This window comes from Haladaptatus sp. T7 (genome assembly GCF_026008575.1).
GTDB classification, from domain to species: domain Archaea; phylum Halobacteriota; class Halobacteria; order Halobacteriales; family Haladaptataceae; genus Haladaptatus; species Haladaptatus paucihalophilus.
Map to the genome: position 1 here is coordinate 27,771 of NZ_BROP01000002.1, position 23,238 is coordinate 51,008.

Annotated in this window: 18 protein-coding genes; 13 read left to right on the forward strand and 5 right to left on the reverse strand. The window is 63.9% G+C overall.

All coding sequences use genetic code 11. From position 1 onward, the window contains the following. Positions 1-12: 12 nt before the first annotated feature. A complete protein-coding gene (locus OPC11_RS06170) occupies positions 13-927 on the reverse strand; it encodes a hypothetical protein (RefSeq protein ID WP_264781350.1) in 915 nt (304 codons plus the stop codon). Positions 928-1,108: 181 nt separating this feature from the next. Here OPC11_RS06170 and OPC11_RS06175 point away from each other — a divergent pair, with 181 nt between their 5' ends. The 3 genes from OPC11_RS06175 (at position 1,109) to OPC11_RS06185 (ending at position 5,460) form a co-directional block, all read left to right on the forward strand. Continuing rightward, positions 1,109-4,174 carry an oligosaccharyl transferase, archaeosortase A system-associated gene (locus tag OPC11_RS06175; RefSeq protein ID WP_264781351.1) on the forward strand — a complete coding sequence of 1,022 codons (3,066 nt, stop codon included), beginning with the start codon at positions 1,109-1,111 and terminating at the stop codon, positions 4,172-4,174. 177 nt (positions 4,175-4,351) lie between these two features. Next, positions 4,352-5,284 carry a DUF368 domain-containing protein gene (locus tag OPC11_RS06180; protein ID WP_007982907.1) on the forward strand — a complete coding sequence of 311 codons (933 nt, stop codon included), beginning with the start codon at positions 4,352-4,354 and terminating at the stop codon, positions 5,282-5,284. A gap of 59 nt (positions 5,285-5,343) precedes the next feature. Continuing rightward, positions 5,344-5,460, forward strand: a complete 117-nt coding sequence (locus OPC11_RS06185) for a rubrerythrin-like domain-containing protein (RefSeq protein ID WP_139025542.1) — start codon at positions 5,344-5,346, stop codon at positions 5,458-5,460. On the opposite strand, the gene OPC11_RS06190 is transcribed toward OPC11_RS06185, so the two are convergent. Next, the gene (locus OPC11_RS06190; RefSeq protein WP_264781352.1) at positions 5,441-5,752 is read right to left on the reverse strand and encodes a hypothetical protein; all 312 of its coding nucleotides are present in this window, start codon (positions 5,750-5,752) and stop codon (positions 5,441-5,443) included. The genes OPC11_RS06185 and OPC11_RS06190 overlap by 20 nt on opposite strands. A 152-nt stretch (positions 5,753-5,904) precedes the next feature. Between OPC11_RS06190 and OPC11_RS06195 the strand changes: the two genes are divergently transcribed. After that, a complete protein-coding gene (locus OPC11_RS06195) occupies positions 5,905-6,576 on the forward strand; it encodes a hypothetical protein (protein WP_264781353.1) in 672 nt (223 codons plus the stop codon). Here the strand turns inward: OPC11_RS06195 and OPC11_RS06200 are convergent. The 3 genes from OPC11_RS06200 to glpA are packed head-to-tail and all read right to left on the reverse strand — an operon-like array spanning position 6,569 to position 10,831. Continuing rightward, entirely contained in the window at positions 6,569-7,897 is a 1,329-nt protein-coding gene (locus OPC11_RS06200; RefSeq protein WP_007982910.1) for an anaerobic glycerol-3-phosphate dehydrogenase subunit C, read from the reverse strand. The two genes, OPC11_RS06195 and OPC11_RS06200, sit on opposite strands and share 8 nt — an antisense overlap. After that, complete coding sequence (gene glpB / locus OPC11_RS06205; protein ID WP_264781354.1) at positions 7,894-9,174, reverse strand: glycerol-3-phosphate dehydrogenase subunit GlpB; 1,281 nt, start codon at positions 9,172-9,174, stop codon at positions 7,894-7,896. The genes OPC11_RS06200 and glpB overlap by 4 nt, the downstream gene beginning before the upstream one ends. Then, on the reverse strand, positions 9,164-10,831 hold the full coding sequence (glpA, locus tag OPC11_RS06210; RefSeq protein WP_007982912.1) for an anaerobic glycerol-3-phosphate dehydrogenase subunit GlpA: 1,668 nt from the start codon (positions 10,829-10,831) through the stop codon (positions 9,164-9,166). The genes glpB and glpA overlap by 11 nt, the downstream gene beginning before the upstream one ends. Positions 10,832-11,014: 183 nt before the next feature. Between glpA and OPC11_RS06215 the strand changes: the two genes are divergently transcribed. The 9 genes from OPC11_RS06215 to OPC11_RS06255 all read left to right on the forward strand — a co-directional run bounded on the left by OPC11_RS06215 (position 11,015) and on the right by OPC11_RS06255 (position 23,213). Next, positions 11,015-12,154 (forward strand): AAA family ATPase, encoded by a 1,140-nt coding sequence (locus tag OPC11_RS06215; RefSeq protein WP_264781355.1) that lies wholly within the window; start codon positions 11,015-11,017, stop codon positions 12,152-12,154. A 194-nt stretch (positions 12,155-12,348) separates the two neighbouring features. Next, on the forward strand, positions 12,349-13,893 hold the full coding sequence (gene glpK, locus OPC11_RS06220) for a glycerol kinase GlpK (RefSeq protein ID WP_264781356.1): 1,545 nt from the start codon (positions 12,349-12,351) through the stop codon (positions 13,891-13,893). A gap of 1 nt (position 13,894) precedes the next feature. Further along, complete coding sequence (locus OPC11_RS06225) at positions 13,895-15,016, forward strand: hypothetical protein (RefSeq protein ID WP_007982919.1); 1,122 nt, start codon at positions 13,895-13,897, stop codon at positions 15,014-15,016. A 154-nt stretch (positions 15,017-15,170) separates the two neighbouring features. After that, positions 15,171-15,851, forward strand: coding sequence for a phosphoglycolate phosphatase (locus tag OPC11_RS06230; protein ID WP_264781357.1), 681 nt, complete (start codon positions 15,171-15,173; stop codon positions 15,849-15,851). Positions 15,852-15,935: 84 nt separating this feature from the next. Further along, positions 15,936-17,132 carry an alpha-1 4-glucan-protein synthase gene (locus OPC11_RS06235; protein WP_264781358.1) on the forward strand — a complete coding sequence of 399 codons (1,197 nt, stop codon included), beginning with the start codon at positions 15,936-15,938 and terminating at the stop codon, positions 17,130-17,132. Between the two features lie 109 nt (positions 17,133-17,241). Then, positions 17,242-18,417 (forward strand): ABC transporter substrate-binding protein, encoded by a 1,176-nt coding sequence (locus OPC11_RS06240; RefSeq protein WP_264781359.1) that lies wholly within the window; start codon positions 17,242-17,244, stop codon positions 18,415-18,417. A 3-nt stretch (positions 18,418-18,420) separates the two neighbouring features. Next, a complete protein-coding gene (locus OPC11_RS06245; protein WP_007982928.1) occupies positions 18,421-20,034 on the forward strand; it encodes an iron ABC transporter permease in 1,614 nt (537 codons plus the stop codon). Beyond that, positions 20,024-21,157 carry an ABC transporter ATP-binding protein gene (locus OPC11_RS06250; protein WP_007982931.1) on the forward strand — a complete coding sequence of 378 codons (1,134 nt, stop codon included), beginning with the start codon at positions 20,024-20,026 and terminating at the stop codon, positions 21,155-21,157. Before OPC11_RS06245 ends, OPC11_RS06250 begins: the two co-directional genes overlap by 11 nt. A gap of 1 nt (position 21,158) precedes the next feature. Continuing rightward, positions 21,159-23,213, forward strand: coding sequence for a glycosyltransferase family 39 protein (locus OPC11_RS06255; protein ID WP_264781360.1), 2,055 nt, complete (start codon positions 21,159-21,161; stop codon positions 23,211-23,213). Positions 23,214-23,238: the final 25 nt, after the last annotated feature.

Consider the following 23,238-nt stretch of genomic DNA (forward strand, 5'->3'; position numbering starts at 1 on the left):
CAATTCTACAGTTCACCTTTCGGCATACCCTAACGCGGAAAGCTTTTCATCCATTGATTGCTCGATTGCTTCCTCTTTTTCTTCTGGCTCGTACTCGCCGGAATCGGATGCTTCAGTGACGACCCATGGAACAGTTCGTAGACACTGAAGCGGTACACCACCAGGATGACCATAGATCCCGAACTTCCCGAAACTGTTTCCGTGGTCAGCAGAAACGATGACCCGTTCGGCGTCGAGATTCGTCAGAAGTAGTTCGAGATCGTCGAGAACATAGTGGAGATTCGCTTTATAAGCATCCCAGACGGTTCCCTTCGTGACAGTCCCGTCACGAAGTTGCTTCCACACGCTTGGTTCGGATTCGTCGGTTCGCATACCGGATCCGATATCCGGATTTGGAATGAATGGATAATGCGGTTGCATATAATGGACGATCAGCCGATCAAAGTCGCTATTTCGTCCGTGATGTATCGCTCGGTCAGTGACTGCACGCGCGGGTATTGTCCGTAGTTCTTCGTCCCATCCATATCGCCATACTTCGTCGAGTTCCGCGAACGCGTTTGGGTCGAGTTTCGATTCGGAGTAGAGATTTGAGGTCACATGAACCGTCTCGGACATTTCCCTGCCGTAGGTTTCGGTGAAATTCTTTTCCATCCACTCTTCCGAAGTCGAACCAACTGAGGTGATCGTTTCGAACGATTCGAGGAAAGTATAGTCCGAAATCGATTGTGCCATCAGATCTGCACGACAAGCATCGAGAATTATCAACACGTCCCAATCCCGCTCGTAAATCGGCGTTCCAGATGCGATCCAGTCAAGTCGACCTGCGGCACCGATATAGAATTTATAGCTACTTTCAGTAAGACCGGAAACGAGTCCGTCCCGAGCTATTCGGTTCTTGGATTCTACTACCCAGTCAATAACGCTCATATGTCTGCCACAGACACATCAGTCATTAATCAAGCGATATGCTGAACGGCTCTTTATATGGCTTCAATCGATACTGTTCTAATCAGGAACAAGCCGCTCTGTCGAAGCGAAACAGCGAGTATACGGTTCTCCCGCTATACTATCATAAGGCTTATCCCCACTTTGCCGAACCTTTCATTCGATGAGCCAAGGCACCGAACAGGTCGAGGACTCCTCCACTCCTACCGATTCAGTCCTCGACCAGATAGAAGATTGGTACCACGTCCCCGTACTCGCGGTGTTGCTGGGATTCATGTTGTGGGTTCGGTTGCAGTCCTACGACAACTTCGTCAGGAACGGCGAAGTGTTCTTCTCAGGTAACGACGCGTGGTATCACCTTAGACAGGTACAGTATACAGTCAGTCACTGGCCCGCGACGATGCCGTTCGACCCGTGGACGTACTATCCGTTCGGGACGAGCGTCGGACAATTCGGCACGCTCTACGACCAGATCGTCGCCACAGTGGCACTGATCGTCGGATTGGGCGATCCATCGCAAAAAACGGTCGCACTAACGCTGCTGGTCGCACCGGCGGTGTTCGGCACGCTCGTCGCCGTCCCGACCTACCTCATCGGGAAGCGGTTGAGCGGCCGACTCGGCGGTCTCTTCGGCGTTCTCGTGTTGGCACTCATTCCGGGCGTCTTCCTCAACCGAGGACTGGTCGGCTTCTCGGACCACAACATCGTCGAGCCGTTCTTCCAAGCGTTCGCCGTCTTGGCGATGATGGTCGCCGTCTCGGTCGCGGAACGGGAGCGTCCGGTCTTCGAACTGCTCGCGGACCGCGACTTCGCGGCGGTGCGACGGCCCCTCGGCTACGGCATTCTCGCGGGAATCGCAACCGCTCTCTATCTGTGGGTGTGGCCACCGGGCGTGCTCCTCATCGGTATCTTCGGCGTGTTCTTCCTGCTGAAGCTGACTGCGGATTACGTGCGCGGGGTCAGTCCCGACCACCTCGCGTTCGTCGCGTCGGTCAGCATGAGTGTCACGGGGCTTCTCCTTTTCGTGCCGTTCGGGACCGCCACGTTCAGCGCGACGAAGTTCTCGCTCTTGCAACCGCTCATGGCGTTCGCCATCGCCATCGGTTCGGGATTCATGGCGTGGCTGGCACGCGAATGGGACGACCGCGACCTCGCGACGACCGGCTATCCGGTCGCCATCTTCGGCATTCTCCTGGTCGGCGTGCTCGTCGTCTACGTCGCCCTGCCGAACCTCTTTAACCTGATTCAGAACAATCTCGTTCGGTTCGTCGGATTCAATGCGGGCGCGGCACAGCGAACCATCGGCGAAGCGAAACCGTTCTTGAACGGTAGCCAATCGCTCACGGCGGCCGTCGTTCCGCAGTACGGCCTGATGTTCTTCACGGCGATCGTCGGCGCGTTGGTGATGGTCTGGCGCGCGCTATCGGCGGACGAACACGAGGGAGAGAAGTTCCTCGTGCTCGTCTGGTCGGCATTTATCGTGGCGGCGGCGTTCACGCAGGTACGCTTCAACTACTATCTCGCAGTCCCGGTCGCGGTGCTGAACGCCTACCTCCTTGGGTGGGTGCTCGGCTTCGTCGGTATCGGCGACTCGGCCAGCGAGACGATTCGAAACGTCGAGGCGTATCAGGTACTCGCGGTGGTCTTCGTCGTTATGCTCGTCGTCCCGGCGCTCGTCGTCCCCGTCCAAGTCAGCGGTACGCAGACGTACACCGCACAGACGGTCGGGAACAACACCGGCCCCGGTTCGGTCACCCAGTGGGAGGGTTCCCTGCAGTGGATGCAGGAGAACACCCCACAGGAAGGTAATTTGGGCGGTGCCGGAAACTCGATGAACTACTACGGCACGTACACCCAAGACGACGGCGACTTCGACTATCCTGACGGGTCGTACGGCGTCATGTCGTGGTGGGACTACGGTCACTGGATTACGGTAAACGGGGAGCGCATCCCCAACGCGAACCCGTTCCAGGAGGGTGCAACCACGGCCGCAAACTACCTCCTCGCACAGAACGAGTCGCAGGCGAACGCCGTCATCGACTCGCTCGGCGACAAGAACGAGGAGACGCGCTACGTGATGGTCGATTGGAAGATGGTCGAAACGAAGGGCCGACAGGGCAACGTCAAGTTCTTCGCGCCGACGGTGTTCAACGAGAACGTCTCGCAATCGACGTTCATGGACTACATCCTGGTCGGCGGTCAGGGCAACTACGTCGTCCAGCACAAACAGGCGTACTACGAGACGCAGATGGTCCGTCTGTACAAGTACGGCGGTAGTTCAGTCGAACCGAAACCCATCGTCCTCGACTGGGACGTCGGTACCGGGACGCAGAACGGCCAGCAGATAACGTACAAGCAGAATCCGCAGGGTCCGAACGAAACCGTCGTTCGGACGTTCGACACGATGAAAGAGGCGCGTGAGTTCGTCGCAAAGGACGGAAGCTCGCAAATCGGCGGCATCGGCCCGTATCCGAGCGAGCGGATTCCGGCGCTCCAACACTACCGCGTCGTCAAGGAGAGCAAGTCGCAGTCCACGAGCGTCTACTCGCACTATCAGGTGCTGAGTCAGCGACTACAGTTGCTCCAGCAGGGTGGTGCCTCGGGACAGGACTTCCTGCGCACCTCGCCCGCGTGGGTGAAGACGTTCGAACGCGTCCCCGGCGCGACGGTGCAGGGAACCGGCCCGGCGGACACGACCATCACCGCCTCGGTGAAGATGAACTCCCCCGACGGTGGCACGTTCACCTACACCCAGCAGGCCAAAACCGACGATGACGGGACGTTCACGATGACGCTTCCGTACTCCACGACCGGCTACGAGAAGTGGGGCACGGAGAAAGGCTACACGAACGTCAGCGTTCGTGCGGTCGGTCCCTACGAGTTCTCGACGCCGAAGACGTTCGGCGACGACGGCATCACGTTCAAAAACGCGACGGCACAGGTCACGGAAGGCCAAGTCATCGGCGAGAACACGAACCCGGTGACCGTCTCCGTGGACCAACAGCAGACGCTTCCGGTCGGCGGCGCGAACAACTCCACCGGCAACTCCTCGTCAGGTCCGGCGAACGCCGGTAACTCGACGAGCGGGAACACGACGGCCGGAAACGGCACCGTCGGAGCCAACGACTCGACGAACAGCAGTTCGCTGCCGAGTCCCGCCGCACCGTCAACCCGCGCCGGTCTGGTCGGCACGTTCGCGGCCGCGATGGTCGTGGCGCGCCGCGACTGAAGCGCGTCGGTTGCGGTTTCGATTTCGTTTTTCCGTTCGCTTGATTCCACCCCGCCAGCCCACATTCTCATATTCGAGTGGCCCGTAGTGCCGGGCGTGACTGGTGACGAGCGAGAGCCTGCTGGCGTCGACCGCGGATGGGAATCGTTTTTTGATTCGACCGGAAACCCGGGTGCAATGCGTGGCTTGCTGACTGTCTACCTGAAAGGCGTCTGCATGGGGTCCGCCGATGCGGTCCCCGGCGTCTCCGGCGGGACGATAGCCCTCATTACGGGCATCTACGAACGACTCATCTCGGCCGTCGCGTCGTTCGACCCGCGAATCGTGCTGAACATCCTCCGAGCGTACGACCCCGACGAACGCGCGAACGCCCGCCGAATCCTTTCCGAGATGGACATCCCGTTTCTGCTCGCACTCGGTGCGGGAATCGCAACGGCGGTCGTGGCGGTGACGGGACTGGTCACGTGGGGAAGTGAACAGCATCCCGTCCTGCTGTACGGCTTCTTCTTCGGACTCATCGCCGCGTCGGCCATCGTCCTCTACGACGAGGTGTCGGTGAGCACGCCGGGGCAGGTCGGTGCCGCCATCGCTGGCTTCGCCGTCGCCTTCCTGATAGCCGGTGCGACCGAATCGGCGACCGGTGCGACGCCCCTCCCGCTCGTCTTCGTGACCGGGATGGTCGCCATCAGTGCGATGATCCTCCCGGGCGTGTCCGGGGCGCTCATCCTCATGCTCCTCGGTCAGTACAACTACCTCTCGGAAAGTCTGCACGGAGTCAAGGACGCGCTCGTCGGACTCGCTGACGGCGGGTCCGTCGCGGCCGTCGTCACGCCGGGAATCGTCGTCGTGACGTTCATGGTCGGTGCCCTCGTCGGGCTGTTGACTATTTCGAAGGTCGTCGCGTGGGCACTGGAGCACTACCGAGCGGCGACGTTGACCTTCCTCGTCAGCCTGATGGTCGGAGCGCTTCGCTTCCCCGTCGAGAAGACGGTCGCGGCGTCGACGTTCGCGTGGACGCCGACGGTCATCGGCGGGGCGCTCGTCGCCATCCTCGTCGGCGGCGGCGCGGTGCTGTTGCTCGACCACACCACCGACGATTTGGACTACTGACCGTTCGATTTTCCGACAATAACTACTGTTAACTTACTGCATGGCATAGGGTCTCCAAGATGACTGCAACGTACGAATGTGAGAACTGCGGCAAGCGGGTGAGCGCGCTTCAGCACCCCGGGGAGTGTCCGGACTGCGATTCGGAGATGCGGAACGTCAGCGTTCCGCGCGAGTAGGCACCGTCGATCGAGAGGGGAGCGCGTCGATGCGTGCCGTCATGTCGTCGATATCGTCGTCTAGCCCGGCGAGAAACGTCTGGGCTTCGGGGGTTTTCGTCGCTCCGTCGGGCGTCGATTCGACGTACCCCTCCTCTTCGAGGAGTTTGAGGGCGGCGCGGATTTCGTGGTGTTCTCGTTCGGTGATACGCGACAGGCGCCGAATCCCGATAGGTCCGTGTTCGGAGACGAGCAGGAGGGTCCCGAGCGCCCGCTCTATCAGTTCGAGTTCGCTGTGGAGAGTATCGAACACGCCTGAACACAACAACCCGCCGGGCTAAAGCGTTCCTTCGAAGCGCTACTGTGAGAGATAGTGACATCGATAGAGCCCGCGAATCATCGATTCGATTCCGGTCGGATACGAAACTATTCAATTGGCGAGAACGTAATCCGGTCACGAAAAGAATGGACGACACGATAGGGGACGTGAGCACGTTCCTCTGGTGGCTCGGGTGGCGGTTCGAAATGGGCATCGCGCTCGCTGTCGTACTCTCGATTCTCTTCGGCGCGACGACCGGAACTGGCATCGGCTACCTCGTCGGACTCACCAGCGGACTCGGCCTCTGGTATCTCGGGACGAAGGAGATAGACCGGTCGTACTGGACCCTGCTCGACCCCTACGCGGAGTACACGAAGCAGGTGCGTCGAACCGTGGCGGGAACGACGCCCCACGAATCGACGTACACGCTGAACTACAGTTCCGGCGCGTCCCTGTTCGTGACGCCCGACGAACGCTACTTCACCACGACCGTCTTCGTCGGCGACGAGGCGGTTACGTTCCACGAGGGCGTCGGCGTCGATATGGTGGCACGAGTTCCGTATTCGAAGGACGAAGCGACCGAGATACGCTACGAATGGCTCTCTTCGATACAGTACGAGAAACCGTACGTGCGCCTCGAACTGACGAGCGGAGAATCGATTCGATACTACGCGAACGACCCTCCCGACGAGTTGCTGGCCGAGGTGGGTGAGCACATCGAACGCCGTTCACGGGACATCGCGGAAGAAACGGCTGCCACGGGGGAGACGACCGACGCGGGAAAAATGGCCGAACGAGTTCAGCGCGAATTCAACTGACCAGCGCCGCGTCCAGCACTTCGAGCGGGTGGCGGATATCGTAGCCCGTCCCGTGATTCATCTGCATCGCGCAGGTCGGACACTCGGTCATGCCCGTCTCGCCCTCCGTGTCCTCCATGTGTTCGAACATCTCCTCGCCGATTTTCATCGACGTGTCGTACTTCTCCTCCTTCCAGCCGTAGGTGCCGCTGATGCCGGAACAGGAGTCGCCGACGTCCACCGGGTCGGTGCCGTCGAGCGCCGACAGCAGTTCGACGGCCTGCCCGTCGAGTCCCTGATTTCTGGCGTGGCACGGCGCGTGGTAGGCGAGCGAGCCGAACTCGGATTCCGGGACGGAGGCGTCCGCGAGCGCGCCGTCCAAGTCCTCGTTGATGCGGAGGAATTCGAGGGCCTCGTAGGTGTTCGCGGCGACCTTCGCGGTGCCGTCGAACGAGTAGAGTTCGGGGTACTCCTGCCGGAGCGCCATCGAACAGGAGGTACACGAGCAGATGACGTCGTACCCCTGTTCGACCAGCGCGGCGAACGTCTCGATGTTGAACTTCGCGGCGCGCTTCGCATCGTCCAGCATGCCGTTGGCGAACATCGGCGTCCCCGAACAGCGCTGTTCGGGCACGACGACTTCGTAGCCGAACTCCTCGTACACGCGGACCATCGACTTTGCGACCTCTGGCGTATTGAAGTTCGAGTAGTCGCCGTGGAAGTAGGCGACGCGCTTGTCGTCCGACTCTTCTTCGCCCCGGTTGCGCTCCGCTCGCTTTTTCGAGGCGGCGTTGCCGCCTCGCTCCTCCCACCAGTCGGTGAACGTCTGCTCGGCGAAGGCGGGGAACTCGCGTTCTCCCGCGATGCCGAGGAGTTTCTCGTAGACCGTCTTCGTCACCGAGAGACCCATCACGAAGTTGGCGAGGCGGGGGAACTTCGCGCCGAGCGGCGCGAGTCGGCCGTAGTTCGCCAGAATTCGGTTGCGGATGTACTCCCGCGAGAACTTCGACATCTCTTCTTCCACGTACTCCCCGCGAGCCGTGTTGTGCATCCCGGAGAGCGGCACGTCGGAGGGACAGACGCTATCACAGCGCATGCAGTTCGAACACGACATGATGGAGTCGTCGATGTCCTGGTCCTCCTTGCGCTTGAGTCGCCACTGCTCGGGACCTTGGAACTTCGGTCCGGGGAAGTCGTCGTCCACTTCGGCGACGGGACACTCCGTGTCGCACGTCGAGCATTTATAGCAGTCGTCGGACCCCGGTCTGAGGTCGAGCGGTTCGCCTGTAAACACGTCTCGGAGTTCTGCCGCGTCTCGTCGGTCTGCTTGCTTCTCACTCATGGATTCACATTCACCTGTTCGCTCGCAATCCGTCCCGCCACGACGCCGGTCGAGAGCGAGACGCCGCTACCTGACTTCTCCGCCGCGAAATCGTAGCCGCCGAGAACGCCACCGGCGGCGCGAAGGTTGTCGAATTCCGGTTCGCCGTCCGCGTCGAGCACCCGCAGTTCGTCGTCGGTTTCCACCCCGAATCGGGCGAAGGAGTGCTCGCCGAACGCCTCGGGGTCCGACCAGTCGTACCGGTCCTCGGGCGCGGGGACGTGACAGTCGAAAATTGGCTCGGACACGCGCTCGCGCGTCGAATCGATTCCCTTGCCGACCAAGCCGCCCGTCGCCAGCACGAACTGGTCGCCGTAAAACGGGATTTCCGCGCCGTTTCGCTCCACGACGACGGCTTCGAGTTCGTCGCCCCCTTCGAAATCCACGACGGGATTCCCGGACGTGGTTCGCACGCCCTCGTCTTTGAGGGCGTCGTGGAACGCGGTTTCGAGGCGCATGCCGGGAAGGCTCGGCGGACCCATCGGCACCTCGAACACGTCCGCCCCCAGTTCGGCTTCCAGTGACGCTATCACCTCGCCGGGTCGTTCCTCGCCGAGCATCGCGGGGAACCCGACGCGTTCCGCGTCGCCGAGGTGGGGTTTGACCCGTTCGGCGAGCGCGGTTCGGGCGGGCAGGGACGTCGAAATCCCGTTTCGCGTCCGTTCGATTCGCTCGTTTTCGTCCAGCGCGTGAGCGAGTCGGGTGATTCGGGCGTCGGTCCGAAAGTCGCCGGGGAACGCGACGGTGACGCCGCGCGCGTCGAACGGCACGTCCGCCGACAGTCGCTCGGCCGCCAACGGCGCGTCGAAATCGACCACCGTCTCGAAGCCGACCAACAGGGTGTCCCGGTCGTCGCTCGCCAGTCCGCTGGCGCTGGTTTTGGGATACCGCGCCGTCGGTTTGATTCGCCCGCCGAACGTCGGCACGAGGGCGTTCCTGTCGGTGTGGCTGCCCGCGTAGTCGGTCACGGAATCGAGGAGGTCGAGACCGTCTCGGATTCCCTCTTGGCCGACGGTTCGGTAGGGGTGCTCTTCGGGAAGCCCGGAGATGGCCTCGAACGGGTCCGCCACCAGTCCGTCGGCGTACCCCAGCACGTCGATGAGACCGCTCGCGTGCCGGAGGGTACTCTCCTTGTGCGAGAGGAGTCTGACCTGCGCGCCCTCGCGGGCGGCGGAAAGCGCGGTCGCCATCCCGGCGATGCCGCCGCCGACGACCACAACGTCGTCCTCAATCGCCACGGTTACCCCCGTCGAACGCCGCGAAATCGATGTTCTCGGTGTCCCCGTCGCGGTTCATGGTGGTCGCGTGAAGCGCGTAGTTCAGCGCGGCCTGCGAGAGCTGTTCGCCCCAGAGACCGTGCCGTTCGCCCTTCCAGCGCTCCTGAAACAGTTCGTCCAGCGCGTCGCGGGCGGTTGGTTCGTCGTACTCCGGGTGGAGTTCGCTCGCCATGCGCTGACAGCAGATGCCGCCCTGACAGTTGCCCATCGAGGCACGGGTGCGGATGCGAACCGAGTTCAAATCGGTTCCCGCACCCTCTATCGCGTCCTGAATCTCCGCGCGGGTGACGGCCTCGCACTCGCAGATGACGGGGTTCGGGTCGGTGCTCGTGAGCACGCCTTCGGCCCGACTGCCGAGTCGCTGGACGCTCCGCCGTCCGATGGGGGACCGAAGCCCGAATTCCTCCATGTAGTCGTGCAGGAGGGTAAAATCGTGGCTTCCGGGGAGCGGTTCGTCTGCGGTGTGGCAGGTCGCCCTGACGCCGAGTTTGTCGCACACGTGGTCCGAAATCTGCTCGGCCATCATCCGGTACGTGGTGAACTTGCCGCCGACGATGCTCGCCATGCCGCCGAGGTCGTCGCGCTCCTCGTGGTCCAGCAGGAAGAAGTCGCGGGTGATGTCCGTCGGGTCGGTCGTCCCCGTCCCCGGCGGTTCGTAGAGCGGCCGGACGCCCCAGAACGAGCGAATCGTTCGGGAGTCCCGAAGGATGGGGACGAGGTTCGACAACTCGTCTATCATCATATCGACTTCCCAGCCTTCCTCGGGGTAGTTCTCCGGGTCGTCTACCTCCTCGTCCGTGGTCCCGAGAATCGCCGTCGTCTCGTGGGGAACGATGATGTCGGCGTCGCCTTTCGGACGGCAGTGGTTGATGACGGTATCAACCTGTCGGCAGTTCATCACGACCATCGCACCCTTCGACGGACGGACTTCGACGTCGACGCCCGCCATGTCGCCGAGTTGTCCGGCCCACGCGCCCGTCGCGTTGACGACGTATTCGGCGCGAATCTCCTCGGTCGTTCCGGGTTTCGCGTGGTCCCGCTTGCCCGGCCCGCTCGCGTGGCGCACTTCGACGCCGGTCACGTCGCTTCCCTCGACCAGCACGTCCGTCACTTCAGCGTGCGTCTCGATTCGCGCCCCGTGCATCTCGGCGTCGGCCGCGTTGGCGACGCAAAGCCGGAACGGGTCGATGGCCCCGTCGGGGACAGAAATGGCGCGCTTTACGTCCTCGGTGAGGTAGGGTTCCTGTTCGCGGGCCTCCCGCGCGGTCAACTCCTCGGCCGGGATGCCACAGTCCCGACAGCCCTCTAACTTCTCCTCGAAGTAGTCGTCGGAATCGCCCTCCAACTGGACGAACTGCCCGCCGGTCATCTCGACGCAGTGACTGGCGATGTCCCGAAGGACGCGATTCTCCTCGATACACTCCTCGGCGCTGGCTTGGTCGGAGACGGCGTATCGGCCGCCGCTGTGGAGCAGGCCGTGCATTCGGCCCGTCGTCCCGTGGGTGAGATTTCCCTTCTCGACCAACGTCACGTCGAGTCCCCGCATTGCGAGGTCCCGGGCGATGCCCGTGCCCGTCGAACCACCCCCGACGACGAGCACATCGGCGTCAGTTGCCATGGATGTGGGTTAGTTGGAACGCACTTTAGTTTACCGCCAAGGAGGGTAGTATAGATAAAATACGGAACGGCCGTTGACGGCGGGGATAGTGGCCGGATACGCACGAAGCGGTCCGGTCGAAGCTCCCCAACGCTACAGCGGAGAGACAACTGTTATCTATATCCGACCGGTTAGACCGCGATAATGGACATTGGTGAGCGCATCGAGCGACGACGGGCGACACCGCCCGCCGCCAACCTCGTCGTCGAGTGGAGTGCACTCAGTCCGGTGACACACGTCTCGAATCCGGTCGGACGCGGTTCGACCTTGGAGCGATTGCTCGACGCGCTCGACCCCCTCTTCTCCGGGCATCTTCCGCCGAACGTTCATCTCTACGGCCCGCCCGGAGCCGGAAAATCCGCGCTCGTCTCCGCGCTATTCAGTCAACTCGCAACGCAACTGTCCCCCGAACGCGGGACGATACTGACAACCACGCGGGCCGTCGACGAAGACGGCTTCGACTTCGTGTACATCGACGCACGGACGGCGAGTACGGCGTTCCGACTGTATCGCACCGTTCTCGACTCGCTCACCGACGACCACGTGCCCGAACGTGGCGTCGGCACCGGCGTCCTGCAACGGAAGTTGGCGACGGCCGTGAGTCGTTCGAACAAGGTCGTCGTCGCGGTGGACCATGTGGGCGAGGACGAAACGCTCGCCGCCGAAGAGGTGACCGCGCTGTTCGAGGACATGAGCGGGTCGCTCTCCGTGCTCACCGTCGGGAGAACCCGCGGCAGGGAAGAACACGCGCTCGAAATACCGGCCTACAGCACGCACGAACTCACCGACGTCGTTACGGAGCGTGCGTCGCGCGGATTGCGACAGGGCATCCTCGACCACGCGCGAGTGAAGACCATCGCGGAGTGGGCCGAGGGCGACGCCCACGACGCCCTCGCGGCGCTGTTCGGCGCGGTGACGCTCGCGGTCGATGCCGACGCCGACAGGATTCTGGACGAGTATCTGGAGGCGGCGATGGACGCGGTTCCGCGCGACGGGGTTCCGCTCGGTATCGTCCTCTCCCTTCCCGAAAACCGTCGTCGAGTCCTCGCCGAACTGCTCGAACTCGACACCGACGCGCGAACGTCGGTCGAATCCAGCGCCGCCGCCATCGCCACCGAGACGGACCTCTCCCCCGGCACCGTCACCCGTTACCTCTACGAACTGGCGGAAGCGGGCGTTCTCGAACGGATCACGACCAGAAACGGGCGGCGGAGCGGACGACAACCGAGCAGACTCGAACCACGGTTTCCGACGCTCGTGTTCCGCGCACTCCACGAAGATTGACGAGTTTTAGAGCGTCTCGACGGGAACGTCGGCGAGGAGTTCCGCTTTCGACCCCGATGAGTCATCGTTGAAGGGGGAACTTTTATAATGAAAGTGTTTGATGTTTACAGCCAATGGCCCTGAACCAGTAAAAATGGGCGGGCCACACTGAATGATACCGGTCATTCAGCAGCAATCGCACGGAGGCTACCCCAATGAAAACGAACGAAACCTACGTCGGCTCTATCGACCAAGGAACGACAGGCACTCGATTCATGGTGTTCGACCACGCCGGGACGGTGGTCGCGAACGCCTACGAAAAACACGAACAGATATACCCGGAACCCGGATGGGTGGAACACGACCCGCTCGAAATCTGGGAGAACACGCAGTCGGTCATCGAATCCGCGCTCGCGGAGGCGGGCATCGAAGCCGACCAACTCGCCGCGCTCGGCGTCACCAACCAGCGCGAGACGACCCTGCTGTGGGACGCGGAGACCGGCAAACCGGTCCACAACGCCATCGTCTGGCAGGACCGCCGAACGACCGACCGCATCGAACGACTGGAGGAGGACGGCAAAGCCGACGCGGTTCGGGCCAAGACGGGGTTGGAACCGGACGCGTACTTCGCGGCGACGAAAGCCGAATGGTTGCTCGACAACGCCGAACCCATCAAGACCCAGCGCGCTCGCCCGGCGGACTTGCGCGACCGCGCCGAGACCGGCGAAATCCTGTTCGGAACCATCGACTCGTGGTTGATATACAACCTGACGGGCGAGCACATCACGGACGTGACGAACGCCTCGCGGACGATGCTGTTCGACATCCACGAGATGGACTGGGACGGCGGCCTCTGCGAGGAGTTCCGGGTCCCGCGCGAGATGTTGCCCGAGGTCCGTCCGTCGAGCGACGACGAGACCTACGGTTCGACCGACCCGGAGGGCTTTTTGGGTGCCGAAATCCCCGTCGCGGGAGCGCTCGGCGACCAGCAGGCGGCGCTGTTCGGCCAGACCTGCTTCGACGCCGGGGACGCCAAGAACACCTACGGGACGGGCAGTTTCTTCCTCCTCAACACGGGTAACGAGGCCGTCGAGAGCGAACACGGCCTCCTCACGACCATCGGATTCCAGCGCTCGGGCGAACCCGTACAGTACGCACTCGAAGGCTCCATCTTCGTCACCGGCGCGGCTATCGAATGGCTCGTGGACATGGACCTCATCGACGACGCGGCGAAGACCGAGAACCTCGCCAGAAGCGTCGATTCGACGGACGGCGTGTACATGGTTCCGGCGTTCACCGGCCTCGGCGCGCCACACTGGAACCAGCGCGCTCGCGGCACCCTCGTCGGGATGACGCGCGGAACGCGGAAGGAACACGTCGTTCGGGCGACGCTCGAATCCATCGCCTACCAGACCCGCGACGTGGCCGAGGCGATGGAGGCCGACAGCGGCATCGAAGTCGAATCCCTCCGCGTTGACGGCGGCGCGGTGAAGAACAACTTCCTCTGTCAGTTGCAGTCCGACATTCTGGGGACGGACATCGTTCGCCCCGTGGTGGACGAGACGACGGCGCTCGGGTCGGCCTACGCCGCCGGACTCGCCGTCGGCTACTGGGAAACCGTGGATGAACTCCGAAACAACTGGCAGGTTGACCGCGAGTTCGAGGTGAACATGGCGAGCGACGAAGCCGACGAGAAGTACGGCCGCTGGCAGGACGCGGTCGAGCGGTCACTCGACTGGGCGAACGAAGGTGGTGCCTGAGATGGCGAACCTCGAATCACTCTGGGCCCTCGAGATGCTCATCGCCGCCTTCGCTGGCGGCGCGTTCGGCGCGGCGGTCGGCGCGCTCCCGGCGTTCATCTTCACCGGCTTCATGGTCATCGCCGGGGAAGCGGCGAACGTCGTTGGACGCTACGTCGCCGCCGCCGGTCCGGGGAAAGCGAGCGAACTCGGCGCGTTGGGAATCACGGGGACCATCGCATTCGGTCCCGTCTTCTCGCCCGCCATCAGTTTCGCGGCTGGTGCGGCCGCGGCCGCCTACGCCGCGAAGCGCGGCTACATGGACACCGGCTTCGACTTCCACGAGGCGAAGAACATCTCGTTCTCGCTGGGGACGAAACCCGACGTGCTCGTGGTCGGCGGCGTCTTCGGTATCTTCGGCTACTGGTTCACCCAGCTGTCCTCGATTTACGGGATGCCCTACGACCCCATCGCGATGGGCGTCGTCCTCTCGGCCGTGCTCCACCGACTCGCGTTCGGCTACAGCATCATCGGCAACGCCAAACAGGGCCTGCTGAACATGTCCCCGTTCGAGTCCGAGGAACGCCGCGTCATCGGCGACGCGGCGACGGCGGACGGCGGGTCCGCGAAAGCCGACGGCGGGACGGCGAGCGGCCGGTTCCTCGTCGAACCGTGGCTTCCCCACCAGTACAAGTGGGTCAACGTGGCGACGCTCGGCATCGTCGTCGGGATACTCGGCGCGTACACGGCCTACGAGACGGGTAGTCCGTTCCTCGCGTTCGGAATCAGCGCGGCCAGCCTCGTCTTCCTGAACTGCGGCGTCGAGAAGATGCCCGTCACCCACCACATGAGTCTGCCCGCGAGCACCGCCGCGCTGGCGCTCGCCCCGGCGAGCATGAACATCTTGACGGCTTCCCCGGCCGCGATTCAGGCCGAGATTCCGCTCCTGACCGCGCTCGCCGTGGGTGCCGTCTTCGGCCTCGTCTGCGCCCTATTCGGCGAGGCGTTCCAGCGCGTGTTCTACTCCCACGCCGACACGCACATGGACCCCCCGGCCGCGTCCATCGTCTTCGGCACGTTCCTCGTCGCGGTGTGCGCCATGCTCGGCGTCTTCCCGCAGAGCGCGTGGGTCCCGGCGCTGTAATCCGGGAGCCCGTTTTTCCGAGTTACCGTTTTCGACACCGATTCTTTTTCATCGAATTCCGACGACGAGCGACGCCACCGGAGCGCCTTCGCGTGCGTCCGAGACGGCGATAGTGCAACGCCGAAACTAAGTGCCGAACCGACGAATCCCCGGCATGGTTCCGCCCCTCGTTCTCGACATCGACGGCACGATGACCCGCCCGGACGACTCCATCGACCCGCGATTCTTCGACCTCCTACCCCGGTGGGACGCCCCGGTCGTCATCGCCACCGGGAAGGCGTTTCCCTATCCCGTCTCCCTCTGTCACTTCCTGCAGATTCCCGAACTCGTCATCGCCGAGAACGGCGGCATCGTCCTCGTGGACGACGACATCACGCGAAACGGCGACGGCGACGCCGCACGGCGCGTCGCAAACGCGTACGAGGAGGCGGGCTACGAACTCGGGTGGGGGAAAAGCGACCTGACCAACCGCTGGCGCGAGACCGAAATCGCCGTCCGACGCGACCAACCGCTCGGCCCGCTCTCCGAACTCGCCAGCGAGTACGGTCAGGAGGTCGTGGACACGGGGTTCGCCTACCACGTCAAATCCTCGGGCGTCAGCAAGGGCATGGGCATCAAATCCGTCGCCGAACTGCTCGGCCGCGACCCGGAGGAGTTCGTCGCCGTCGGCGATTCGGAAAACGACGTCTCCACCTTCGGCGTCGTCGGCGAGAGCTACGCGGTGGCGAACGCCGACGAGAAGGCCAAACGCGCCGCCGGAACGATCGTCGAAGAGTCGTACTCGACGGGCACGATTTCGATTCTGGAGGAGATACGCGAGCGGTCCGACGAGTGAGCCGTCGGAATCGGTCGGAACGTCGCCACGGACGAGATAGACAACCTTTTAGGCATGCCTAAACCATTCAGGACAAGAGGCACAATGACCGAAGCCGACATCTGCGTCGTCGTCCCGACGATTCGGGAGTACGAGTGTATGCGGGCGTACTTCGAGAACGCTCGGGAGCACGGCTTCGACCTCGACCGACTGCACGTCGTGCTCGTCACGGAGGATTTCTGTGACACCGACGCGATGGCGGCGATGCTCGATTCGGCGGGCGTCTCCGGCGAGGTCTTCGACGGCGCGCGACGCGAGGCGTGGTTCGAAGCGCACGGAATCACCGAGTTCAGTCACCTGATTCCCGACGCCAGCCACGCCCAGACGAGTTTCGGCCTGCTCTACCTCTGGGCGGGCGAATTCGACTACGGATTTTTCATCGACGACGACACGCTCCCGCACCCCGATGACGACTTCTTCGGTCGGCACCTCCGAAACCTCCGGTTCGACGGCGAAATCGAGGAAATCTCGTCCGACGAGCGATGGGTGAACGTCCTCTATCAGAGCGCCGACGAGCACGGACTGTACCCGCGCGGCTACCCCTATTCCGCGATGGACGAGGAAATCGAGACGACGGAAACCACCGTCTCGAACGTCGTCGCCTCGCAAGGACTCTGGACGAACGTCCCCGACTTGGACGCGGTTCGAATCTTGATGGACGGCGACTTACAGGGACAGGCCCGGACCCGCACGACCGCGGCGGATTTCGAGGATGACTTCGTGGCCGCACCCGGCGACTACCTCACGGTCTGCTCGATGAACCTCGCGTTCCGCCGGGAGGTCGTCCCGGCGTTCTACCAACTGCCCATGGACGACAACCCGTGGGACGTCGGACGGTTCGACGACATCTGGAGCGGCGTCTTCCTCAAACGCGCCTGTGACCTCCTCGGCGCGCAGATATACAACGGCGGCCCGCTCTGTGAGCACAACAAAGCACCGCGCTCGACGTTCGGCGACCTACAGAACGAGGTCGCCGGGTTGGAACTGAACGAACACTTGTGGAAGATAATCGACGACGCCGTGCCCGAAAACTGGGAGACGGGTGACGCGGCGGGACGGTGGAACGACGCGGACGCCTACGCCGCCGTCTTCGAGTCGATGGCCGACGAACTCGTCGCGGGCGACTGGTCCGAATACGAAAACGGCGAGTTTTTAACCTTCGTCGGGAAATACATGCACGATTGGTTGGACTGCCTCGACGCGCTCGAATCCGTCCGGGCGCCCGTCCCGGCGGACGACTGACACGACGTCCCGTTCGTCGGGTCATCCGTCGTTTTTTCCACCCGCGTTCGTCGAGGAACCGCCCCTGAACCGGCAGGTATAAACGTTTTAGGCGAGCCTAATTCTAGTTATGAGCGACAACGGTGCCGATAGTGCCGACCGAAGGGGGATCGGTCGACGTTCGGTTCTGGCCTCGACGGCGGCAGCGACCGTTTTCGGACTCGCGGGATGCACGTCACTGCCGGGGACCGGTGGGAACGGTAACGATACGGCGGACGTGAACGAGAGCGACATCATGGGGTCCGGTCCCCTCGTCGAGGACCGTCCGAACCCCGGCGGCACGTCGATGGACGACATGCCCGACCTCTCGGGGAAACTCACCCTCTACCTCGGCGGCGGCGAGGGCGGACTGTACCAGCGTCTCATCGACTACATCGACGGTCGGTATCCCGACCTCGACATCCTCGTCAAGACGGACAGTTCCGCCTCCCTCGCCAACACCATCATCGAGGAGAACAAGGGAAGCGGGAGCAGGGCCGACCTGTTTCTCTCCATCGACGCCGGGTCCCTCGGCGTCGTCGCCGACAGCGGCGCGACGACAGCCCTCCCCCAGAACGTGCTGACGAAGGTCCCCGAACACTACCGCGGTCCCAAGGACAGTTGGGTCGGTATCGAGGGCCGCGCCCGAACGATTCCGTACAACACGGACAAGTTCTCGAAGTCGGACATCCCCGACAGCATCTTCGCGCTCCCCGACCAACAGCAGTTCAAGAACGTGATGGGCTGGGCACCGAGTTATGGCGCGTTCCAGTCCTTCGTCACCGCCATGCGCGTGCTCAACGGCGAGAAGAAGACGAAAGCGTGGCTGAAGGGGATGCAAAAACAGGGCGTCACGGAGTACAAGGACGAGTTCCTCGTCTCGAACGCCGTCGCCGACGGCGAAATCGGGGCCGGGTTCGCCAACCACTACTACGCGCTCCGCGTGCAGTCCCAACGGCCCGACGCCCCCATCGACCTCGCGTTCACGAAGAACGACGCGGGCGCGCTGGTGAACGTCTCCGGTGCGGAGATAATCCAAGGAACGGATCAAAAGGAACTCGCTGGCAACTTCGCCCTTCACCTGCTCTCCTCGGAGGCGCAGGAGTTCTTCGCCACGGTCACGCTCGGCTATCCCATGATTTCGGGCGTGAAACCGGTCGGCGGACTACCCCCCATCGAAGAGCTTCAGCCGCCGGAAATAGACCTCTCGAAGCTCTCGAACGTGCAACCGACGCTGAAGCTGATGCGCGAGGTGGGAGTGTTATAATCGATGGCGACGCGCGACCGACTCCGACGACTGGCCGACTCGGGCGGGGACGACGAGTCGACACCGGTCGGATTGACCCTCGTCAGTGGAGCCGTCGCCGCCGCCGTTCTCTTTCCCGTCCTCTGGCTGGTCGTCCGCGTCTTCGGAATGGACGCGAACCGAATCGTCTCGATGCTGACCCGCGGCGCGACGCTGACGGTGCTGGGGAACAGCGTCGCCCTCATCGTCGCCGTCACGGCCGGGTCGATTCTCATCGGCGTCCCGCTCGCCGTGTTGACCGTCCAGACGGACCTGCCGTTCCGGCGGTTCTGGACCGTCGTCGGCGCGCTCCCGCTCGTCGTCCCCAGCTACATCGGCGCGTTCGCGTTCGTTTCGGCGTTCGGACCGCAAGGTGAACTCGCCGACGCCCTCGCGCCGCTCGGCGTCGAGTCGATTCCGTCGATGTACGGCTTCTTCGGGGCTGCGCTCGTCCTGACGCTGTTCACCTATCCCTACGTCTTCCTGACGACGCGGGCCTCGCTGCTCTCGTTCGACGACACGCTGGTCGAGGCGGCCCGCACCCTCAACCACTCGCGGTGGGAGGCGTTCAAGCGCGTCACCATCCCCCAGATTCTTCCCGGTATCGCCGCCGGGTCCCTCCTCGTCGCGCTGTACGCGCTCTCCGACTTCGGAACGCCGACCATCATGCACTTCGAGGTGTTCACCCAGCAGATTTACGTTCAGTACAACGCGTGGGGTCGGGACTTCGCGTCGCTGCTCTCGTTGCAACTCGTCGCCGTCACCGTCGTCATCCTCGCGCTGGAATCGCGCATCAACGCCGGAACCAACGGCGGCAGTCGCGGTTCGAACCGCTCGGCGGTCATCGAACTCGGCGCGTGGCGCTACCCGGCGCTGTTGTTCAGCAGCGCCGTCGCGGTCCTCTGTCTGGTCGTCCCGCTCGGCATGCTCGTCTTCTGGATGCTCCGGGCCGACCCGACCTACGGGTCGAGTTCCTTCGCGTTCCACTGGGAGTACGCGTGGAACTCCGTCGGCGTCTCCGGCATGGCCGCCATCTTCGGCGTGCTCGCCGCGATTCCGGTCGCGTACCTCTCGGCCCGCCACCGTTCGACCGTGGCGACCGTCCTCGACCGGGCGACCTACGTCGGCTACGCCGTGCCCGGAATCGTCTTGGGGCTGGCGCTCGTCTCGTTCGGGTCGGCGTACGCGCCGGCGCTCTACCAGACGATTCCGCTGCTCGTCTTCGCCTACATCGTCCGGTTCCTGCCGCAAGCGGTCGGCACCGTCCGCTCGTCGGTGCTCCAAGTGAACCCGAAACTGACGGAGGCGGCCCAGACGCTCGGCTACTCGCCCGGCGCGGCGTTCCGCAAGGTTACGCTCCCGCTCATCGCGCCCGGCGTCGCGGCGGGCGCGGCGCTGGTGTTCCTGACGACGATGAAGGAACTCCCGGCGACGCTCCTGCTCCGCCCGCCGGAGTTCGAGACGTTCGTCACCTACATCTGGAAGGTGCAGGGCGCTGGCCACTACGGCAAGGCCGCGATTCCCGCGCTCATACTGGTCGGGATCTCCGGCCTCTCGCTGCTCATCATCATCAAACAGGAGGACTACGATGTCAAATAGCACGCTCCGCTCGCCATCGACCGACGACGAATCGCCCACGACGACCGACGAAACCGGCGCGGAACCGGACGCGGTGCTCGAACTCGATACCGTCGTCAAGGAGTACGGCCACGAAACCGCGGTCGAAAGCCTCTCGCTCGACGTTCGTGAGGGCGAACTGCTCACCATGCTCGGCCCGTCCGGGTGTGGCAAGACGACCACGCTCCGGATGATGGCCGGACTCGAACGCCCCGATGACGGCGAGATTCGACTCCGCGGGGAGCGAATCTCCGGCGACGAGTTCGTCGAACCCGAGAACCGCGACGTTGGCATCGTCTTTCAGGACTTCGCCCTCTTTCCCCACCTCACGGTCGCGGAGAACATCGCCTTCGGCCTGACCGAGGCGGACGAAATGGAAACCGAGGAGCGCGTGTCCGAACTGCTCGAACTCGTCGGGCTGGAGAGTCACCGCGACCGCACCCCCGACCAGCTTTCGGGCGGGCAACAACAGCGGGTCGCGCTCGCGCGCTCGCTCGCCCCCGAACCGGAAATCCTCCTGCTGGACGAACCGTTCTCGAACCTCGACGTGAAGCTCCGCGTCGAGATGCGCGAGGAGGTCCGCGCCATCCTCAAGGAAGCGGGCGTCACGGCCGTCTCCGTCACCCACGACCAGGAGGAGGCGCTCTCCATCAGCGACCGCGTGGCCGTGATGAACGGCGGGCAGATAGAACAGGTCGGTCGGCCCGAGATGGTCTTCGAACACCCCGAATCGCGGTTCGTCGCCAGCTTCCTCGGACAGGCGGGATTCGTCTCGGGGCGACTGGGCGACGGCCGGGTGGACACGGCGCTCAGGACGTTCGACGCCGACCAACTCGAAGGCCTGACCGAGGAGTACGACGGCGCGGTCGTGGACGTACTCGTCCGCCCCGACGACCTCCGGGCACGGGCGACCGAGGGCGACGCCGCGGACGGCCACATCGTCCACCGCCAGTACACCGGCCCGTCGTTCGTCTACCACGTCGAACTCGGCTCGGGCGAACTCGTCTACTGCCAGCACAACCACGTCAAGGACTTCGAAATCGGGCAACCCGTGGACGTCGAACTGATGGCCGACCACACGCTCGCGTGGTACCCGTCCGAGTGAGATGACGGCGCGACGGCGCACGCGAGACGGCATCGTCGCCCTGTCGATACTCGCCGCCGTCGTCACGTTTCTCGTCGCCACGAAACTCTTTCCGTACCACTCCCTCAATCACGACGAGGGCGTCTACCTCCAGCAGGCCGCGATGCTGCTGGACGGCAAACTCTTCTTGCACCCGCCCGTCCCCGACGCGTTCCGTCCGTGGTTCTTCGTCCGCGACGCGAGCGGCCTGTATCCCAAGTACGCGCCCGTCCCGGCGGCCATGTTCGCGCTCGGAGGGGCACTCGGGGGCGCCCGACTCTCGTTGGGGCTCGTCGCCGCCGGAAACGTCGCGCTCGTCGCGCTCGTCGCCACCCAAGCGTTCGACCGCCGGACGGGACTCCTCGCCGCCGTCCTGTTTTTCGCCTCCCCGCTGTTCCTCGTGGACTCCGCCGTCTTCCTGCCCTACGCGCCGACGACGTTCTGGAACCTGCTGTTCGCCTTCGCGTACTTCCGCTCCGCTCGAACGAAGCGAAACTCGTACGCCGTGCTCGCGGGGGTGGCCGTCGGCATCGCGTTCTTCTCCCGTCCCTACACCGCGCTCCTCTTCGCCCTGCCGTTCGTCGCTCACGCCCTCTATTCGCTTCGCTCGACGCGGTTCGACCGCGCGACCGTCGTGCGACTGGGAACCGTGGCGGCGGTCGGGTCCCTCGGAGTGGTCGTCGCGCTCGGCTACAACGCCGTGGTCACCGGGTCCCCGCTCGTCTTCCCCTACGAAGCCTTCGCGCCGCTCGACGGCCTCGGGTTCGGCCATCGGAAACTGCTCGGATACGAACAGCGGTACACGGTTAGGCTCGCGTTACGTTCGAATTTCGCCGTCGTTTCGGACCTGTTCGTCAACTGGGTCGCGGGCGGTCCCCTCGGAACCGCGCTGGCGCTCGTCGGGGTCCTCGCGGGCGTCCGCTGGACTCGGCCGAGCGACTGGGAAGCGGAGTTCTCACAACACCAAGCGCGTGCGGTGCTCGCCGGACTGATTCCGTCCGTCGTGCTGGGCAACGTCTACTTCTGGGGCAACCGCAACATCGTGGGCACGATTTCCGACCCGGGCGACGGGCTGATTCACTTCTTCGGTCCGTACTACCACTTCGACCTGCTCCTGCCGACGGCCGCGTTCGGCGCGTTCGGGGCCGTCGTCGCGGCGCGTTGGCTCCGCGGGCGGGTCGAATCCTCCCTGTCGCCAAGCCGGGCGAAACCCGCCGTCGTCGCCCTGCTCGTCCTCTCGACGGTCGTCTTCGGGGGCGTCACCGCGGCGGTGGCGACGTCGCCGTACCGGGCGAACGCGACCGTCACCGACCAGTATCGCGCGGCGTACTCGCCCGTCGAGAACCGGTCGTTCGACGACGCGCTCGTCTTCGTGCCGACGACGTACGGAGACTGGCTGAACCACCCGTTCCAGGCGTTCCGCAACGACCCGGACTTCGGCGGCCCCGTCGTCTACGCGCTCGACGGTCCGAACCGCTTCGACGTCGTGGACGCCTACTCGAACCGCACGCTGTACCGGTACGTCTATCGCGGAGAGTGGGCACCCGACGGAGGCGAACCGGTCGAACCGCGACTCCAACGAGTCCGGGAGGTGCGCGGGGAGTCGGTGTCGCTGACGACGACCGCCGGACTTCCGCGGTCGGTCGAGTCGGCGTCGATTCGCCTCGCGTCCGACTCGGGAAGCGGCTACTACGTCGTCGAGGGCGACCGCTCGGCCCGCTTCCGACTCGTCGTTTCGGACGGACGAGCACGGCTGGTCGGGGCGAACGTCAGCGCCGTCGGCGACGGTGCGGCGGTTCCGGTCGGTGAAACCGATACCGTCGCGGTCGAGATGTACGTGGAGAACGCCGAAGGAACCGGGTTCTCCTATCTCCTTCGACTGCCGGTCGAACGACGCGACGGGTCGGTTCGGGCGTTGACGCCGTACGAAGGAATCTGTCGCGTGGCACGAACCTGCGGCGGCGAGGGGACCGCGTACCTCCCGAACGAGACGGCACCCGGCGTCTCGCTCGAAACGCGGTTGCAGGGGTCGGAATAACGGACCTCGTGGCACGTCGAAATCG

Bases quoted from the DNA above. Each gene is read 5' to 3' on its own strand.
- OPC11_RS06170 (WP_264781350.1), bottom strand. From the start codon at position 927: ATGAGCGTTATTGACTGGGTAGTAGAATCCAAGAACCGAATAGCTCGG.
- OPC11_RS06175 (WP_264781351.1), top strand. From the start codon at position 1,109: ATGAGCCAAGGCACCGAACAGGTCGAGGACTCCTCCACTCCTACCGAT.
- OPC11_RS06180 (WP_007982907.1), top strand. From the start codon at position 4,352: ATGCGTGGCTTGCTGACTGTCTACCTGAAAGGCGTCTGCATGGGGTCC.
- OPC11_RS06185 (WP_139025542.1), top strand. From the start codon at position 5,344: ATGACTGCAACGTACGAATGTGAGAACTGCGGCAAGCGGGTGAGCGCG.
- OPC11_RS06195 (WP_264781353.1), top strand. From the start codon at position 5,905: ATGGACGACACGATAGGGGACGTGAGCACGTTCCTCTGGTGGCTCGGG.
- OPC11_RS06200 (WP_007982910.1), bottom strand. From the start codon at position 7,897: ATGAGTGAGAAGCAAGCAGACCGACGAGACGCGGCAGAACTCCGAGAC.
- glpA (WP_007982912.1), bottom strand. From the start codon at position 10,831: ATGGCAACTGACGCCGATGTGCTCGTCGTCGGGGGTGGTTCGACGGGC.
- OPC11_RS06215 (WP_264781355.1), top strand. From the start codon at position 11,015: ATGGACATTGGTGAGCGCATCGAGCGACGACGGGCGACACCGCCCGCC.
- glpK (WP_264781356.1), top strand. From the start codon at position 12,349: ATGAAAACGAACGAAACCTACGTCGGCTCTATCGACCAAGGAACGACA.
- OPC11_RS06225 (WP_007982919.1), top strand. From the start codon at position 13,895: ATGGCGAACCTCGAATCACTCTGGGCCCTCGAGATGCTCATCGCCGCC.
- OPC11_RS06230 (WP_264781357.1), top strand. From the start codon at position 15,171: ATGGTTCCGCCCCTCGTTCTCGACATCGACGGCACGATGACCCGCCCG.
- OPC11_RS06235 (WP_264781358.1), top strand. From the start codon at position 15,936: ATGACCGAAGCCGACATCTGCGTCGTCGTCCCGACGATTCGGGAGTAC.
- OPC11_RS06240 (WP_264781359.1), top strand. From the start codon at position 17,242: ATGAGCGACAACGGTGCCGATAGTGCCGACCGAAGGGGGATCGGTCGA.
- OPC11_RS06245 (WP_007982928.1), top strand. From the start codon at position 18,421: ATGGCGACGCGCGACCGACTCCGACGACTGGCCGACTCGGGCGGGGAC.
- OPC11_RS06250 (WP_007982931.1), top strand. From the start codon at position 20,024: ATGTCAAATAGCACGCTCCGCTCGCCATCGACCGACGACGAATCGCCC.
- OPC11_RS06255 (WP_264781360.1), top strand. From the start codon at position 21,159: ATGACGGCGCGACGGCGCACGCGAGACGGCATCGTCGCCCTGTCGATA.